Origin of the sequence: Mucilaginibacter sabulilitoris, assembly GCF_034262375.1 — a bacterium.
GTDB lineage: Bacteria > Bacteroidota > Bacteroidia > Sphingobacteriales > Sphingobacteriaceae > Mucilaginibacter > Mucilaginibacter sabulilitoris.
The window spans coordinates 2,977,056-2,990,790 of the sequence record NZ_CP139558.1 but is presented as its reverse complement, the minus strand read 5'-3'; the positions used below and the strand labels follow the sequence as shown (position 1 = coordinate 2,990,790).

General features: G+C 43.0%; 12 protein-coding genes. 2 read left to right on the top strand and 10 right to left on the bottom strand.

Translation table 11 applies throughout. The annotated features are described in order from the left end of the window. Positions 1-33: 33 nt before the first annotated feature. On the bottom strand, positions 34-1,017 hold the full coding sequence (locus tag SNE25_RS12860; RefSeq protein ID WP_407667009.1) for an ISAon1 family transposase: 984 nt from the start codon (positions 1,015-1,017) through the stop codon (positions 34-36). Continuing rightward, on the bottom strand, positions 1,010-1,366 hold the full coding sequence (locus SNE25_RS12855; RefSeq protein ID WP_321560325.1) for an ISAon1 family transposase N-terminal region protein: 357 nt from the start codon (positions 1,364-1,366) through the stop codon (positions 1,010-1,012). Before SNE25_RS12855 ends, SNE25_RS12860 begins: the two co-directional genes overlap by 8 nt. Before the next feature lie 116 nt (positions 1,367-1,482). On the opposite strand from SNE25_RS12855, the gene SNE25_RS31970 reads away from it, so the two are divergent. Continuing rightward, the gene (locus SNE25_RS31970; protein WP_456085501.1) at positions 1,483-1,893 is read left to right on the top strand and encodes an ISAon1 family transposase N-terminal region protein; all 411 of its coding nucleotides are present in this window, start codon (positions 1,483-1,485) and stop codon (positions 1,891-1,893) included. Here the strand turns inward: SNE25_RS31970 and SNE25_RS12850 are convergent. From SNE25_RS12850 to SNE25_RS12820, 7 genes are all read right to left on the bottom strand, one after another. Then, positions 1,827-2,789, bottom strand: coding sequence for an alpha/beta hydrolase (locus SNE25_RS12850; RefSeq protein WP_321565504.1), 963 nt, complete (start codon positions 2,787-2,789; stop codon positions 1,827-1,829). The genes SNE25_RS31970 and SNE25_RS12850 overlap by 67 nt on opposite strands. A gap of 156 nt (positions 2,790-2,945) precedes the next feature. Continuing rightward, positions 2,946-3,404 carry a DinB family protein gene (locus SNE25_RS12845; RefSeq protein WP_321565503.1) on the bottom strand — a complete coding sequence of 153 codons (459 nt, stop codon included), beginning with the start codon at positions 3,402-3,404 and terminating at the stop codon, positions 2,946-2,948. Between the two features lie 19 nt (positions 3,405-3,423). Then, a complete protein-coding gene (locus tag SNE25_RS12840; RefSeq protein WP_321565502.1) occupies positions 3,424-6,492 on the bottom strand; it encodes an efflux RND transporter permease subunit in 3,069 nt (1,022 codons plus the stop codon). Between the two features lie 9 nt (positions 6,493-6,501). Beyond that, the gene (locus SNE25_RS12835; protein WP_321565501.1) at positions 6,502-7,554 is read right to left on the bottom strand and encodes an efflux RND transporter periplasmic adaptor subunit; all 1,053 of its coding nucleotides are present in this window, start codon (positions 7,552-7,554) and stop codon (positions 6,502-6,504) included. Between the two features lie 55 nt (positions 7,555-7,609). After that, positions 7,610-8,971, bottom strand: coding sequence for a TolC family protein (locus SNE25_RS12830; RefSeq protein WP_321565500.1), 1,362 nt, complete (start codon positions 8,969-8,971; stop codon positions 7,610-7,612). Positions 8,972-9,025: 54 nt separating this feature from the next. Then, positions 9,026-9,634: a TetR/AcrR family transcriptional regulator gene (locus tag SNE25_RS12825; protein WP_321565499.1), complete on the bottom strand. Its 609-nt coding sequence runs from the start codon at positions 9,632-9,634 to the stop codon at positions 9,026-9,028. Positions 9,635-9,703: 69 nt separating this feature from the next. Continuing rightward, positions 9,704-10,465: an SDR family NAD(P)-dependent oxidoreductase gene (locus SNE25_RS12820; RefSeq protein ID WP_321565498.1), complete on the bottom strand. Its 762-nt coding sequence runs from the start codon at positions 10,463-10,465 to the stop codon at positions 9,704-9,706. 200 nt (positions 10,466-10,665) lie between these two features. On the opposite strand from SNE25_RS12820, the gene SNE25_RS12815 reads away from it, so the two are divergent. After that, on the top strand, positions 10,666-11,055 hold the full coding sequence (locus SNE25_RS12815) for a DUF1801 domain-containing protein (protein ID WP_321565497.1): 390 nt from the start codon (positions 10,666-10,668) through the stop codon (positions 11,053-11,055). Between the two features lie 184 nt (positions 11,056-11,239). Here SNE25_RS12815 and SNE25_RS12810 read toward each other — a convergent pair whose 3' ends face one another. Next, on the bottom strand, positions 11,240-13,600 hold the full coding sequence (locus tag SNE25_RS12810) for an alpha-L-rhamnosidase-related protein (protein ID WP_321565496.1): 2,361 nt from the start codon (positions 13,598-13,600) through the stop codon (positions 11,240-11,242). Positions 13,601-13,735 lie beyond the last annotated feature (135 nt).

Sequence of the window (13,735 nt, the reverse complement as noted above, 5' to 3'; positions counted from 1 at the left end):
GGGATCATGACGAAAAGTTGGGGGGAGTAGAAGTCAAGCATAGATTTTAGCGAGTCTGAATAAGAAGAAAGTAGTGTCTCTAACGCCTCTGGAAGTCGCTCTGAAAGCTTTGATCTTGGCATTAAAAGATTCGGCAGAGGCATTTGTGCTTCTATTGTCAAAGAAGTTCAGGATAGATTCATAATGTTGATGAACGGACCTTGCCACGGTTTTAAAGGCGTCAATCCCAGATTCCTCAACATGATTATACCACAGCGCCAATCTTTTAAAGGCGATCTGCTTGCTTTTGCAGATGGTGAATATATTGCCCAGCCCGATGGCCAGTTTATACGCTTTGAGCAGTTCCGGGTATCTTGGAAAAAGCAGACCGGCTCTTTCTTTTTGTGAGATGGTCCACCTGGACTCATGTTTAAACAACAGGTAGCGGCTTCTGGCAAGCAATTGTTTTAACGTATCGCCATTGCTGAATATTTCGGGCTGATAAGATTGCTTGTTTTGCCTGGCTTGTTCAATAGCATTGCTTTCTGCATCCAGCGCTTCCCAACGATATTTTATACGAGCTTCCTGCACGGCATCATAGGCTAACTTTTGTACATGGAATCTGTCGATCACACGACTGGCATTGCTAAAACACCTGCGGATGGCTTTGATCATGTTTGCCGCCATATCCATCGTCACTTCTTTCACCTTGTTCCTTTTACGTAGCGGTATGCGTTCGATAACTTTTATGATCTGCTCCGTTTGTGTGCCCCTTAGCATAGCTACAATTGCTTTCTTGCCACCTTTAGCTTCTTTATTGGTGATAATGGTATAGAGCTCGCCATTGCTCAATGCTGTTTCATCTATGCTTAGCGATGGCCCGATATTTTGTTCAAACAGCATCCATTCATCTGCATGTTCTTTTTGATCCCAGCTATGAAAATCGCTCAGAAAGTCTTTGTATTGCTGCTGTAGCTGTTTGCCATCAACTGTATATAGCCGCCCTAACAAATGACAGCTAATCGGATTATTATCCAAATATACCTTTTAAAAAAGTGCCGAATTCCGTTGTCATTCGCGCTCCTTTTCTAACTAAGTTCCAGTCCCTTGTGATGATCTCACCACTTGCTTTAACTTCCCATCTGCGTCTTTTAATGCAAAGAGCTACTTTGTGGCCCCGGATAGGAAAATCCTGGATAGCTGTCTCCGGTAAGAAACCTTTTGACTCCAGTTGTTGCTTGTCATAGCCTGCGGGCGCAAGATTCTTTTCCTCAAGGTAAATGTTCAATTGGCCGCTTTCAGAGGAGCGGACATCAGTAAGTTCAAAGTATTCCAAAAGCCCCTCGGGCAAGATCAGGCGGACAAGTGTTTCGTATGCTGTTGACAAATTGTATCGTGTTTGGTATCTGTATACAAAACAAATATTTTTTTTATTCCCCCACAATTATTCTGCTTGATCCAATAATTGTAGGATAAGATAAAAAGTATTTGCTTTGCAGGTGAATACTAATACACGAACGCTTTTCAACAGCATACGAAACTCTTGTCCGCCTGATCTTGCCCGAAGGGCTTTTGGAATACTTTGAACTTATTGCTGTCCGCCCCTGTGAGAGCGGACAATTGAACATTTACCTTGAGGAAAAGAACCTTGCGCCTGCAGGTTATGACAAGCAGCAACTTGAGTCGAAAGGTTTTTTACCGGAGACAGCCTTTCAGGATTTTCCCATCCGTGGTCATAAAGTAGCGCTGTGTATCAAAAGACGCAGATGGGAGTTAAAATCGACCGGAGCAGTTATTACAAGAGACTGCAATTTGTATTTAAGATCATGGCAACAATGTTCTGTGACCTACCACAAATGTTTTTTAAAAAAACGGCTAATGCTTTTGACAGCATTATTTACCTGTGCCGGCTGATCATAATAATCAAAATGATTTCCATCAGCCCATACAAGCTCTTTCTCTCCCTGTAGCTGGGAATAGAATTTTCTAGCCTGGCTAGGAAAGGCACATCCGTCTGAATGTACAACCATCGTTGGAACTGTAATCGCTGATGCTTTACTAATCGGGTCAAAGTCTTGAAAGGTTTCCCAGGACATAACGGCAAGCTCGTTTTTCCATTGAGAAACACCACCACGTGTTTTGTTCAGGTAATAATCATAAAAACCCTCAGTAGGGTTGAAATTAGCGGCAGATTTGTCCGTCTCACTATAGGCTGTCATGATAGTTTCTTCGCCGGTCTTTTCAAATTTGCTTTTAGCTATGGCGGCGGCTTCACGCCTGCTTGCTATTTTCTCCTTGCCGGACAAACTCTCCAACAAAGATGGATCAGGCAAATAACCTGCAACAGTGGCCATTGCCTTGATACGAGGGTCTGACGACGCTAAATAAGCAGCATTTCCGGCAGAGGTACATACGCCTACCATGCCCACAGATTTTACGTAACTGAGACTTGTCAGATAAGAAACTGCTGCTTGTAAATCTTTTAACTTGTCATCAGGTGCTTCCAATTGGCGGGGCTTTCCGTCACTTTCACCATAGTGGCTATAGTCAAAGGCGAGGACAACAAAGCCTTCATTTGCAAATTTTTTAGCATACGTTTCGGGCATTTGTTCTTTAACCGAAGTGAGTGAACCTTCAACGATAATAGCCTTGTATTGTCCCTTTTTATCAAAATTTTCCGGAGTAAAAAGATCGCCTGTCAGAGTCAGCTCATCTCGTTTAAATGTTATTTTACGTTTCATGATTTTATCAAATTTTATTAAATGAAGGTTAAATACGATGAGCGAAAGCAGTATTGAAAGAATTTTCATTTTTTTATGCCTGATTTATTTACGCGGTACTTTAGTTACATATTTTCAATTGTAGGCGGAATCAATTTGTACATTACGGACGTTACAATTCTCTATCGTATAGCAGAACTGATTAGCCCATCAATTAACACAATCACTAATTGTGCTATAAGCGGATTACTTCCTTACTATCTCCATCAACTTCGCAATCCTGCGGTAATGCATGTCCTCATGAAAAAGCAGGAATTGCATACGTTTATTACTGATTATGGTCAAACAGGAGTTACTTACTGAAGGGATTTGACGTCCAGATCTCTCCATTCCCGTACACATTTTATAAAATTGAACCGTTTGCTGTAGCGAGTACCTGATAATAAAAATGTCATCTTCGCCTACGATTTCATCAGGTATCGAACCCTTTTCAAAACGATATTTCATAAATTCATACACCGGACGCTGATAAGGAGAATCTTGATAAAGCAGGCTTTCACTCACTACCAGAATATGGCCCATATTCCAGATAATGTTGTTGTTAAAGCCAGGGGGAATAATATTGTATTGATCCACCGTCAGCTCTTTCGTCCGTTCCAGCAATAGCCTCCTTTCTTCTTCCAATTTATTGAGGTATTGTATCATAATAATATTTTATTTGACATTATATATTATCCTGTTCCTCGTCGCTTTCTAAATGTGGCGGAATTAATTTATACATCACAGGAGTAACAATCCGCGACAATATGGTTGAACTGATCAGCCCGCCTATCAAAACGATAGCCAATGGTGCTATCAGCGGATTCGGGTTAAGCGCGATAGGAAGTAAGCCGCAAATTGCCGTGATGGAAGTCAATACCACCGGTAGAAAGCGGGTTTCGCCCGCCATCGCAATTGCTTCATCTATGCTATGGCCCTCCACACGCAGGTGGTTGGTAAAATCAACCAACAACAATGAGTTTTTAACCTGTATGCCTGATAAGCCTATGAAACCAATGATAGATACCAATGACATCGGGTTGCCGGTCATGAGTAACAGCACCACTCCGCCCAATATGCCCAGGGGTATGATCGACAGCACGATAATGATCCCTTTAAAGGTTTTGAATTGTAACAGCAGCACGCCGACGAAAAGAAAGGTGCTCAGGATGATCACAGACAGAAAGTTGCCGCCTAATGCATCACCTTCCGATTCCGCTTCTCCGGATAACTTGTAATAATAGCCCGGCGGCATTTTTAATTTATTCAGTTCAGGAACCACCTCTTTCAGGACATCGTTGGCCAAAACATGTTCTTTAGTTAGCGAAGTAACCTTTGCAAATCGCGATTTATTGAAATGGTTGATCGCTGTAGGCGATGTTTCAAACGAGATGGCGGCAATCTGGTTAACCAGTACCGGCGTGCCCTGTATGTTATTTACGTACAGGTTCTTCAGGGCATCCAGGTTAGAGAACTTATTCCTGGGAAGGGTGATCACAACATTCCGCGAATCGCCCCTGTCGTCGATATAGTCACCCACGTTTAGTCCCGCCACAGCCATCCTGACCACTTTATCTACGTCGCTGGTAAGCACCCCTAAGGTGCGGGCCTTCTCTTTATCAATTTTTATTTTGACATCCGATTTATAGGTATTCAGCTCGTTATTGATATAAAACGTGCCCGGATTTTTTTTCAGGATCTCCTCTACCTTAAAGGAAAGCTTCCGTAAGGTGTCCTGGTCTTCGCCAAATACCCTCACCACGATGTTGGCTTCAATCGGGGTGCCTTGTTCAAAATCTTTTACTTCAATCCTTGCATAGGGAAAATCGTTGAATTTTTTTCTGAGTTGTTTGATCAGATCGGTTTTAGATTTTGGACTTGCCTCTTCGTCCAGTTGCACGAATACCTGGGCAAAATCAGGCTTTACATCCTGCTGATGCACGTTGTAATAGATCTGCGGATTGCCTTTTCCCACGTTAGACGTGTAATAAACAATCTCTTTGTGCTTCTTCAGTTCACCTTCTACCAGCCTAGTTACGCGGTCGCTTTCGGGAATATCCGCCTGCAGGGGCAGTTTGATATTGATCAAAAACATCGGCTTTTCAGAAGTTGGGAAAAGCTTAAACCCGGTTTGCGTAAACAGGAAAAAAGCAAGTCCGCTTAAGGCTAATGAGATCCCGATAGTGGTTTTGGGCCACTTTAAGGCAAGCGGCATCACGCGGGCATAAGACCTGGTCAGAAAACGTTGCAGGTGCTTTAAAAAGAAGTTACCCTCGCCATGTGTATGGGTTTTGAGCATCCTGCTCCCCAGGAAGGGAACAAGCGTTAAGGCCACGATCATAGATGCCAGTACGCTGGTCATAACAGCCATAGGCAGGCTGCGGATGAATTCACCGGCCATATCGGGCAAAAAGGCAAGCGGCAGGAAGGCAATAACCAATGTAGCCGTACAGCCTATAACTGCTATGCCGATTTGTTGCGTGCCTTTCAGGATAGCATCCTTCCGGGAATGCCCCTCACGAAGCCAGCGCTCAATATTCTCTACCACCACGATACTGTCATCCACCAGCAGTCCCAGGGCTACCACAAGCCCTACGATACTGAGCTGATTTAAGGAATACCCCAATAAATTCATGGCAATGAGACCCAGCGCCAAAGAAAGTGGTATAGAGATCATCACGATAAGGGATGCCCTGAATCCTAATGGCAGCAAGGTAATGATCACTAAAACGATGGCTAATCCAAAATCAAACCCCAAGTGGCCCAAACGTTCGGAAACCATGTTAGCCTGATCAAAGTTTTTGACAAGCCGGATGTTCTCCGGCAGGCTTTTACCAAATTCTTCCAGTACAGGTAAAAACTCCTGCTGCACGCTGGCTATATTCACATTGTCTTTCATCCCTGCCGTAACCAATATACAACGGTGCCCGTTCAAGCGGGTAATGTGATCGGTAATGCCATCCTTGTAGCTCACATCGGCTACATCTTTCAGATAAATAATCTTGCCGTTAGCATTATAGATAACGGTATTGGCAACGTCTTCAACGGTCTTGAACTTACCGCTGGTTTTCACATTGAAGATCTTGCTGTCCAGGTTGATGCTTCCACCGGGGATATCGGCTGCCTCGCTTTGCAAACTGCCTATGACCACATTGAGGGGTATTTTTAACTGTGCCAGTTTATCCAGTTGCACGTCGATACGGATCTCCTGCTCCTGCATTCCAAAATATTTGACATCCTTCAGGTTGGTGATCTTCTCCAGGCGCGTTTTCAAAATATCTGCTTCATCCCTTAATAACTTACCGGAAGCGTTATCGGAAACCAATGCCACTTGCAGTACCTTTACATCAGATGAGGATATTTTTTCTGTTTTGATCATATAGATATCCTTGGGAAGCTCGCTGTTTTTCAAAGCATTGATTTCCGTGGATATTTCCTGGTACTTATTATCTACATCTACGCCATATTTAAATTTCGGCTGGATAACCGCAACACCATCTTCCACAGTGGTAAGGATTTTTTCGATGTTCTCCAATCCGTAAATTTTGTTCTCTATTGGTTTCACCACTTGCTCTTCCATATCTTTCGGACTCGTGCCCGGATAGATCACAGTGATCAGGTATTGCGGCGGATGGGTGGTCGGATCTTCCGACCGCGGCATGGTAAACAGTGTTAATACGCCGACTACAGCGACAAGCAAAAATATGATCAGTGTGAACTGGTAGTTCTTAACTGCGAAATTTGTGATTTTCATAACTGTAGCTTACTTGATGATTTTAATAATGGACTGTTCGTTGAGGTAGGCGCTGTTGGAAACAACGATCTGGTCTATACCGTCCAGTTTATCTTGGAGATAAACATTGTCGTTATCGAACTTCAGGATGGTAACCGGTACTCGTTTTACCCTGTTGGTGCCGATGGTGGTAAACACGAAGCCCTTATTGCCGTCGGCCTCTACTAATGAACTGTAGGGGATCACCATCACGCTTTCATCCTGATGGGTGGCTATTTCCGCTTTGCCAAACATGCCGACCGCAGGTTTAACTTCATTTAATTTCAGCTTCAGTTCTACCTGGAAAGAGCCAAGTTCACGATCCGCCGCCTGCGACTTACGAAATACCACGGCATCAAACTTTTGACCGGTGTATCCATCAAGTGTTACTTTGGCTGTTTGTCCCGCCTTAATAATGGCCCATTCGCGATCTGTTACCCCAACCTTTAGCGAATAACTGTTGTGCTGCTCGGTAGAGTTGATGAGCAGCACCGGCATCCCTTCGGAAATCACTTCGCCTTCGTTGGCTAACTTCTTGCTAACAAAGCCGTCGGATGCAGCATATATTTTGGAATAGCGATCATTAAAGGCCACCGCTTCCCGGGCCTTTTGCGCAACGTCCAATGCAGTTTTGGTGTTTTGCAATTGCTCCAGGGTATATACGCTGTCTTTGTAAAGATTAACGGCACGGCTATAATCGCGCTGTGCCTTTTCCACGCCCAGGCTTGACTGTGCCAGCCCTGCTGAAATCTCAGTTGAATTGAGCGTAGCCAGCAATTGGCCTTTTTTGAAGAACTGGCCTTCCTGCACTAAGATGCGATTGATCACGCCGCCTATCTTGAAAGCATATTTGGCTTCATCTTCGGTGCTGACCAGGCCGGTAGCACTTATGTGGTCGGGAACTCCTAAAACGGAAACCGAAGCTGTTTTAATGGGGATGATATCCGGTTCACCCATTGCGTTTTGTTCCTGGTGTTTTTGTTTGCAGGAAGTCAGCAGGAATATAGCTGCTATGACGATGCTGAGCAATTGAAAGTTTTTCATTATTGTATATTTTTTTAAGGTATTCAAGAACACATCGGGATTTTTCATGATTTTTTTATTGAATAGTAAAACTGGCGTTAGCTCGTTCGATAGCCGTATAAGCGATCCAGGTGTCGTAAAGGGCAATGTTGGCGTTAAGCTGCGCATCTATCCACTGGTTTTGGGCATCCAGCAGTTCGATGTAAATAGCCATTCCTTGTTTGTATAACTTCACCATATCATTATAGTAGGTCTGGCTGGTTTTCAACTGGGATTGTGCAGCTTCATATTGCGCAATAGCGCTTTGCATGGCGGCCTGCCGGACTTTAAGCTCGGTAAGCAGTTGCTGCTGTACGTAGTCGGTTTGGGATGCTAAGGCCTCGCGGTCGGCAATCGTTTGTTTTACCCGGTAATTGTTTTTCCCGGAGGAGAACAGGTTCCATTCCAGGGAAATACCAAATAAATAATAGCGGCTTTGGCTGTTGAACTTCCAGTCGAACGCCTGCGAGCCCAGGTCAATAAAGGTGCCCAGCTTGGGGATAAGATAGGATTTAGCCATCCCTGTCAGGTTACCGTTAATGTCTTTTGCTATCTTGAGCTTGGTTAATTCCTCCCTACCGTTGATGCTATTCCCCAGGCTTTGTTCACTGACCGGTAGCGTGGTAATATCATCTAAAAGTATGCTGTCTGTTAGCGGGCGATTGATCAGGAAGTTAAAATAGTAGTGTGCCGATTCCGCAGTTTTCTTTGCACCAGTGAGCGAAGCGTTGATCCTGGACACTTCGTTCTGACTTCTTAGCACCACAGTCCGGTTTACTTTACTGTTGTCAAATAGCTTAGTATTGATCCTTTGGCCTTCTTCCACCAGCCTGAGCGAGGATTCATAGATTTCGGTCGCATAAACGGCTTTTGAATAATTGTAGTAGGCCGTTTTGATCTCTTTTACCAGTTCGCGTTTATAAAGCAGTACTTCTGTTTTTTGCATATCCACCTGCTGCACCTTGATCCGCTTATTATAGATCAACTCTGCATTCAAAATGGGCAAGGTTGTACGGAACTTGGCATCATAAAAATTATCCGGGTTGAGCAGGATGTGCTGGTTTTCCAACTGCGGAAAGGCATTGCTACCGGTCAATTTATTCAATGTGGAATAAACTCCGTTAAACAGGTCGCCGGTTGGAAAATCTATGGTACGCCCGCCATCGGCTTTCGTGTAGGTGGTTGAAAAAGTTACATTCGGCCCGAACATGCTTTTCGCTTCCTTGAGGGCATACATGTTTTTTTCGAGCACAAAATTTTGTTGTCTAATGCTCTGACTGGAGCTGAGGCCCTCGCGGATGTAGTCATCCAGTTTGCTCTGGGCTTTTACTGATGGGGCTGCCAATAAGGCTGCCGCCACCAGGATAAAACCACATATTTTTTTGCTTTTAGTTTTCATTTTTATACATTGTTATAAATTTAAACACTGTTCAACAATAGATCAAAAAAAGGGTTAACTTTTTTCTAACAGCGCAACAAAACACTCGTAGCCTCTTTCCATTAATTCTTCATTCGTTTTGCCGACAAAACCTACAGTCCGGTCTTTACAGAAAAGTGCACAGATGCCATGCATGGCCGAAAGGATCATAAAGGTGAGATCCTCTGTATCCATGTCTTTGAACTTTCCTTTCTGCTGGCAGTCTTTTACCACGGTGGCCAGGCTATCTATGGCTTCCTGTGCTATCTTAAAGCCACCCTCTTCCGACGATTTTGCCGGTTCCTCAACAAGAAACATCAGGTTATAATAATCTTTGTTTTCCTGCGCAAATTGAATAAATATGCGGCCCATGGCTTTCAAACGCTCAAAAGGGTCGCCCACTTTGTCCAAAACCTTGAACTGATTAAGCAATAATTGAAACCCTTCTTTATGTAGTTCCTGGAAAATCTCGCTTTTATCTTTGAAGTAAAAATAAAGCGAGCCGGGGCTGTAGTTGATCTCATTGGCAATATTGCGCATGCTGGCTTGCTCATAGCCTTTTTCAAGGAAAACCTTACGTGCACCATTTAAGATGCGTTTATGCATTTCCTGTTTCTCTTCCAGTTTTCGTTCTGCTATGCTCATTTCAAATAATATAAAATACAAATATAGGAGTGCTGGCCTGTCGGCCAAGTCGTCCATCAGTTTCGCTGTTTAGTTTTGCATTCCGGGACTGATCTGTCCCATAATATTTACAGCAGATTTCCGGTTCAATAGCTTCAATCCAAACAGCATGAACCTGTTCTTCCAACCTTGCACAACTCTTGGTTTCCGCCTCTTTTCCAGTGCTTTAACCAGCTCACCAGCAACATCCTCAACGGAGGACATCACAAATTTGGGAAAATCATTGACATGTCCGCCTGCATTTGCATGAAAGTCTGAAGCCGCAGCACCGGGGTTAAAACCCATCACAAAGATACCTTTCTGCTTAAACTCGTACCACAAGGATTCTGAGAAATTGGCAACAAAACTCTTGGTGGCTGCATAAACAGCCCCGCCCGGCAGGGAAGAATGAGCAAGCAGGGAGCCTATATTTACCAAAGCATCTCCCGATTTGGCATTTTGTAAAAAGCCATAAGATAGGGTCACCAAAGCATCCATATTAAGCTGCATACCAGCCAATTGATCTGATAATGGAACCTCAATAAATTTGCCGTAAATACCTGCACCTGCATTATTGATCAGGATATCGTATTCTTCCGTTTTTAAATGACTTACCAATTTTTGCAGATCTTCTTTATTGGTCAGGTCAGCAACCAAAATGCCGTGGCCTGCACCAGCTAAACTTTTTACTGCCTTATTTAATTTGTCCTCGTTGCGGGCTACCAGTGTTAACCGGTAACCTTGGGCTGCAAGTTGCCTGGCTGTTTCCAGCCCGATGCCGCCGCTTGCACCTGTGATCAATACTTTTTTCATTTGTTAATATTTAATTCATGTCAAAAGTATTGAACACTGTTCAATGAAAAAAATTTAGTTTTTTATCTGACACCGGAATGATAATTACGGTAGGAATAAAACCCAGGGAAACGATAAGTAAAAATAGACTTAAGTTCGTTAGTAAAAATACTTGAATTAAATAAGGTCTTTTTGCTGAGATTTGTAATTTACCAATTCCAATGAAAATTAGAAACCTTGTTGATCTGTATACCCTTCTTCCTGAAGACGAAAGAGTAATTGTAGATGTGCTGCGACAGATAATTAATGAAACTCTTCCTGAATACTGCAAAGAGAAAATATCATATAACGTTCCATTTTTTTATGGCAACAAAGGTATATGTATTATTTGGCCCTCAACCGTTCCGAGGGGAGGTATCAAAAAAGGAGTTCTTTTAGGTTTTTGGTATGGCCACAAATTAATTGATCACGATTACTTTCTATCGCATGGAACTAACAAACAAATTTTTTACAAAATCTACCAAACCTTGGAGGAGATTGATGAAAATCCAATAATCAAGCTTTTAAAAGAAGCGATCAAGTTAGATAGCACTTTCAAAAAAGTATCTTAAGCTGTAAATTGAAGTTATGCAACTAAATTAATTTACTATTCTCAGGCAATATGGTTAATATCAAATCTCCACTTAATAGTACTATTCTGCTTTGACTGCATTTGTATCAGTTGATTTTCAGTTAGGAGAACCATGTAGGACTAATCCGCGCAAGCTTTAAATCAGAAGCTCTTTGCCCTTTCCATTAAATTTTAAAAGAATTATTTCCCGCTTTCAGAGGATATTGTTTTGCTTTCCAAATCAGCATGCCTGCAGTTGCCCGCGGCAAATTGATATCTATTTGCCACCTGCCTTTCTCAAATTTATATCCAACTGCCACCTTACCATTTGGATGAGGTATTTCACCACTAATCGCGGTTAACGTTCCTAAATGAGGTTCTACTTTTATTTTGCTAAAACCAGGTGCATAGCTATCGATACCTAAAACTGTTCTGAAAAACTCAATATTAGGACTGGCACCCCATGCATGGCAATCAGAACGGGAAGTGTTGACATCAGAATACTCGGCCCAGGTGCTTAGTCCCATTTTTATGTTCTCGCGCCATTTGTCAAGCCAGTTCATATAATCATTGCCCAAACCTGCTTTTACCAGCGCCTGATTCAAATAATATTTAAAGTAAACTGAGCATTGGGTTAAACTTGTGTCGCTAAGCATTTGCTTAGCTACGGTTGGCATTTCTGCATCACTCACCACTCCGGTAAGTATGGCCAGCGAATTAACATGCTGTGAGAAACCGTTCTTTTCCTTGGTATCGGCATATAGTTTTTTAACAGGATTCCAATACTTCCGCTGTATGGTAGCCTTTAGCTGTGCGGCTTTTTGATTATATATTTTGGCATAGTCCTGCAGACCAATTTTGGCCTCCATTTCTGCTGCCCACTGGTATGCCCACAGGAGCTGAAGATCATAAATAGCTGCGCTACCGTCCTTTCCTTTTACCTCGCCCCACAAATTGCCGGCCCAGTCAACAAACGCCCAGTATGGGGTGTCTTTTAATGAGCCATCGGGCTGCTGGTATTTGCTGAAAAAATCCAGCACTCCTCTTTCTCCAAGTAGTTTATTTCTGATAAAGTCATCATCGCCACGATACATCCAGTAATCATGCAACATTCCAATATACCATAACGAGAACGGTGATATAACCTGAGTACCCTTTGACGGGTAACAGCTGGCAGTTATGCCTTCGGGTAAGCGCGAATGGTCAATCTGATTGAGTGCATTACGCGCCAACCGGTTATCACTGGTATTATAGTATGATATGATAGCCTGTACGCGGGTGTCGCCAATGTATTGCAGTTGCTCATAATACGGGCAGTCCATGTAGGTTTCCCAGGCGTTAAGTCTTACTGTACGCCAGCCAATATCCAGCATTTGCTTTATTTCGGCGTTGTCTGTATTAATCACCGAGCTCCGTTTAAAAGGATAACCCGTAAAAGTGCCATACAGGTCGTCAATAACCAGCGGCTCATTTTTTGTTTGCACAAACAGTTTGATATAACGATAAGTACGAAAGTTTAGCGTTGTAAATGATTGTCCCTGACTGCCATCGGCTATCAGGCTGTCTATTCTCCCTACAAACTCCTTCCCTTCTACTTCATTCCGGTTACCTTTGCGAACACCATTGCTGCCTTTTTCGTAAAGTGATTCGGCATAACCAAGTGAGATCCCTGCATCCTTACCTCCGCTAAAATTTAATGTTACATAAGCGTTTGTTTCAAAAGTTTGATCGAGTAATAAAGAAACTGTAGTGTTTGCAGGGATAGTGAATGCAGTCTTTTTTTCTGGAAACGTCGGCGAAACGCTCATACCAGTTGCCGTGCGCAATTTACCAAGGCGCTGATAGGTCATTTCTCTTGGAGGCAGCGATGATGGCACCAGCGCCCAATCTATACCCCAGGCCGTTCCTTTAAGTTTCCCGTCAGCTACCTTAGCTGCGCCGAGCCAGGCGCTATCATCAAAATTTGCAGCCGTCCAATCGCCTTTAATTGCCTGGTTCATATCTACCATTTCGCCTTTACTGGCAGCAAAAAAATAACCAGGAATAGGCTTATGCCCGACATCACGAATGCACTTCCAGCTATTGTTGGTGTTTAATATTTCCTCAGCAGGCGAATTACCCTGTAAAACAAACCCCGTGCGTACACTGATCTGCGCTGCGGGACTGTATTGGGCTTCATTCCAAACAAGTGCAGCTATAGTGTTTTTTCCTGCAGATAGGTATGGCGCAAGATCCACCGTTTCGTAATTCCAATAATAGGTATCGCCACGCGCTGGCCCTAAAGATATTAGCTTACTATTGACATACAATTTATAACGGTTATCTGCTGATACATGCACAATAAAATTCTTGGGTTTGGTAGCGAGATCAATACTTTTACGAAAATAAAAAACACCGTAACTATTTCCGTTGACAAAAGGCACGGCTATCCACTGTGCATTCCATTGACTGGGAGTAACAGCATTGGTAGCTGATGATTGCGCACAGACATATTTTATCGGCACTAAGCCAAAGACGATCAAAATGCGAAAAAGAAAGGGTTTCATTGTGGTATATAATTAGGTCCGGTAACGATATAAATTAACAGTAAAAAAATAAATCGTTTTAGCTAATAGATCATCTTGATTAAAAACCAAATAGTTGGCGATCTGCGGAAACATTTATTATAAAGATATTTTGTA

What these genes read in the sequence shown, in the direction of transcription:
- SNE25_RS12850 (WP_321565504.1), bottom strand. Translation starts at nt 2,789, where the DNA reads ATGAAAATTCTTTCAATACTGCTTTCGCTCATCGTATTTAACCTTCAT.
- SNE25_RS12845 (WP_321565503.1), bottom strand. Translation starts at nt 3,404, where the DNA reads ATGATACAATACCTCAATAAATTGGAAGAAGAAAGGAGGCTATTGCTG.
- SNE25_RS12840 (WP_321565502.1), bottom strand. Translation starts at nt 6,492, where the DNA reads ATGAAAATCACAAATTTCGCAGTTAAGAACTACCAGTTCACACTGATC.
- SNE25_RS12835 (WP_321565501.1), bottom strand. Translation starts at nt 7,554, where the DNA reads ATGAAAAACTTTCAATTGCTCAGCATCGTCATAGCAGCTATATTCCTG.
- SNE25_RS12830 (WP_321565500.1), bottom strand. Translation starts at nt 8,971, where the DNA reads ATGAAAACTAAAAGCAAAAAAATATGTGGTTTTATCCTGGTGGCGGCA.
- SNE25_RS12825 (WP_321565499.1), bottom strand. Translation starts at nt 9,634, where the DNA reads ATGAGCATAGCAGAACGAAAACTGGAAGAGAAACAGGAAATGCATAAA.
- SNE25_RS12820 (WP_321565498.1), bottom strand. Translation starts at nt 10,465, where the DNA reads ATGAAAAAAGTATTGATCACAGGTGCAAGCGGCGGCATCGGGCTGGAA.
- SNE25_RS12815 (WP_321565497.1), top strand. Translation starts at nt 10,666, where the DNA reads ATGAAAATTAGAAACCTTGTTGATCTGTATACCCTTCTTCCTGAAGAC.
- SNE25_RS12810 (WP_321565496.1), bottom strand. Translation starts at nt 13,600, where the DNA reads ATGAAACCCTTTCTTTTTCGCATTTTGATCGTCTTTGGCTTAGTGCCG.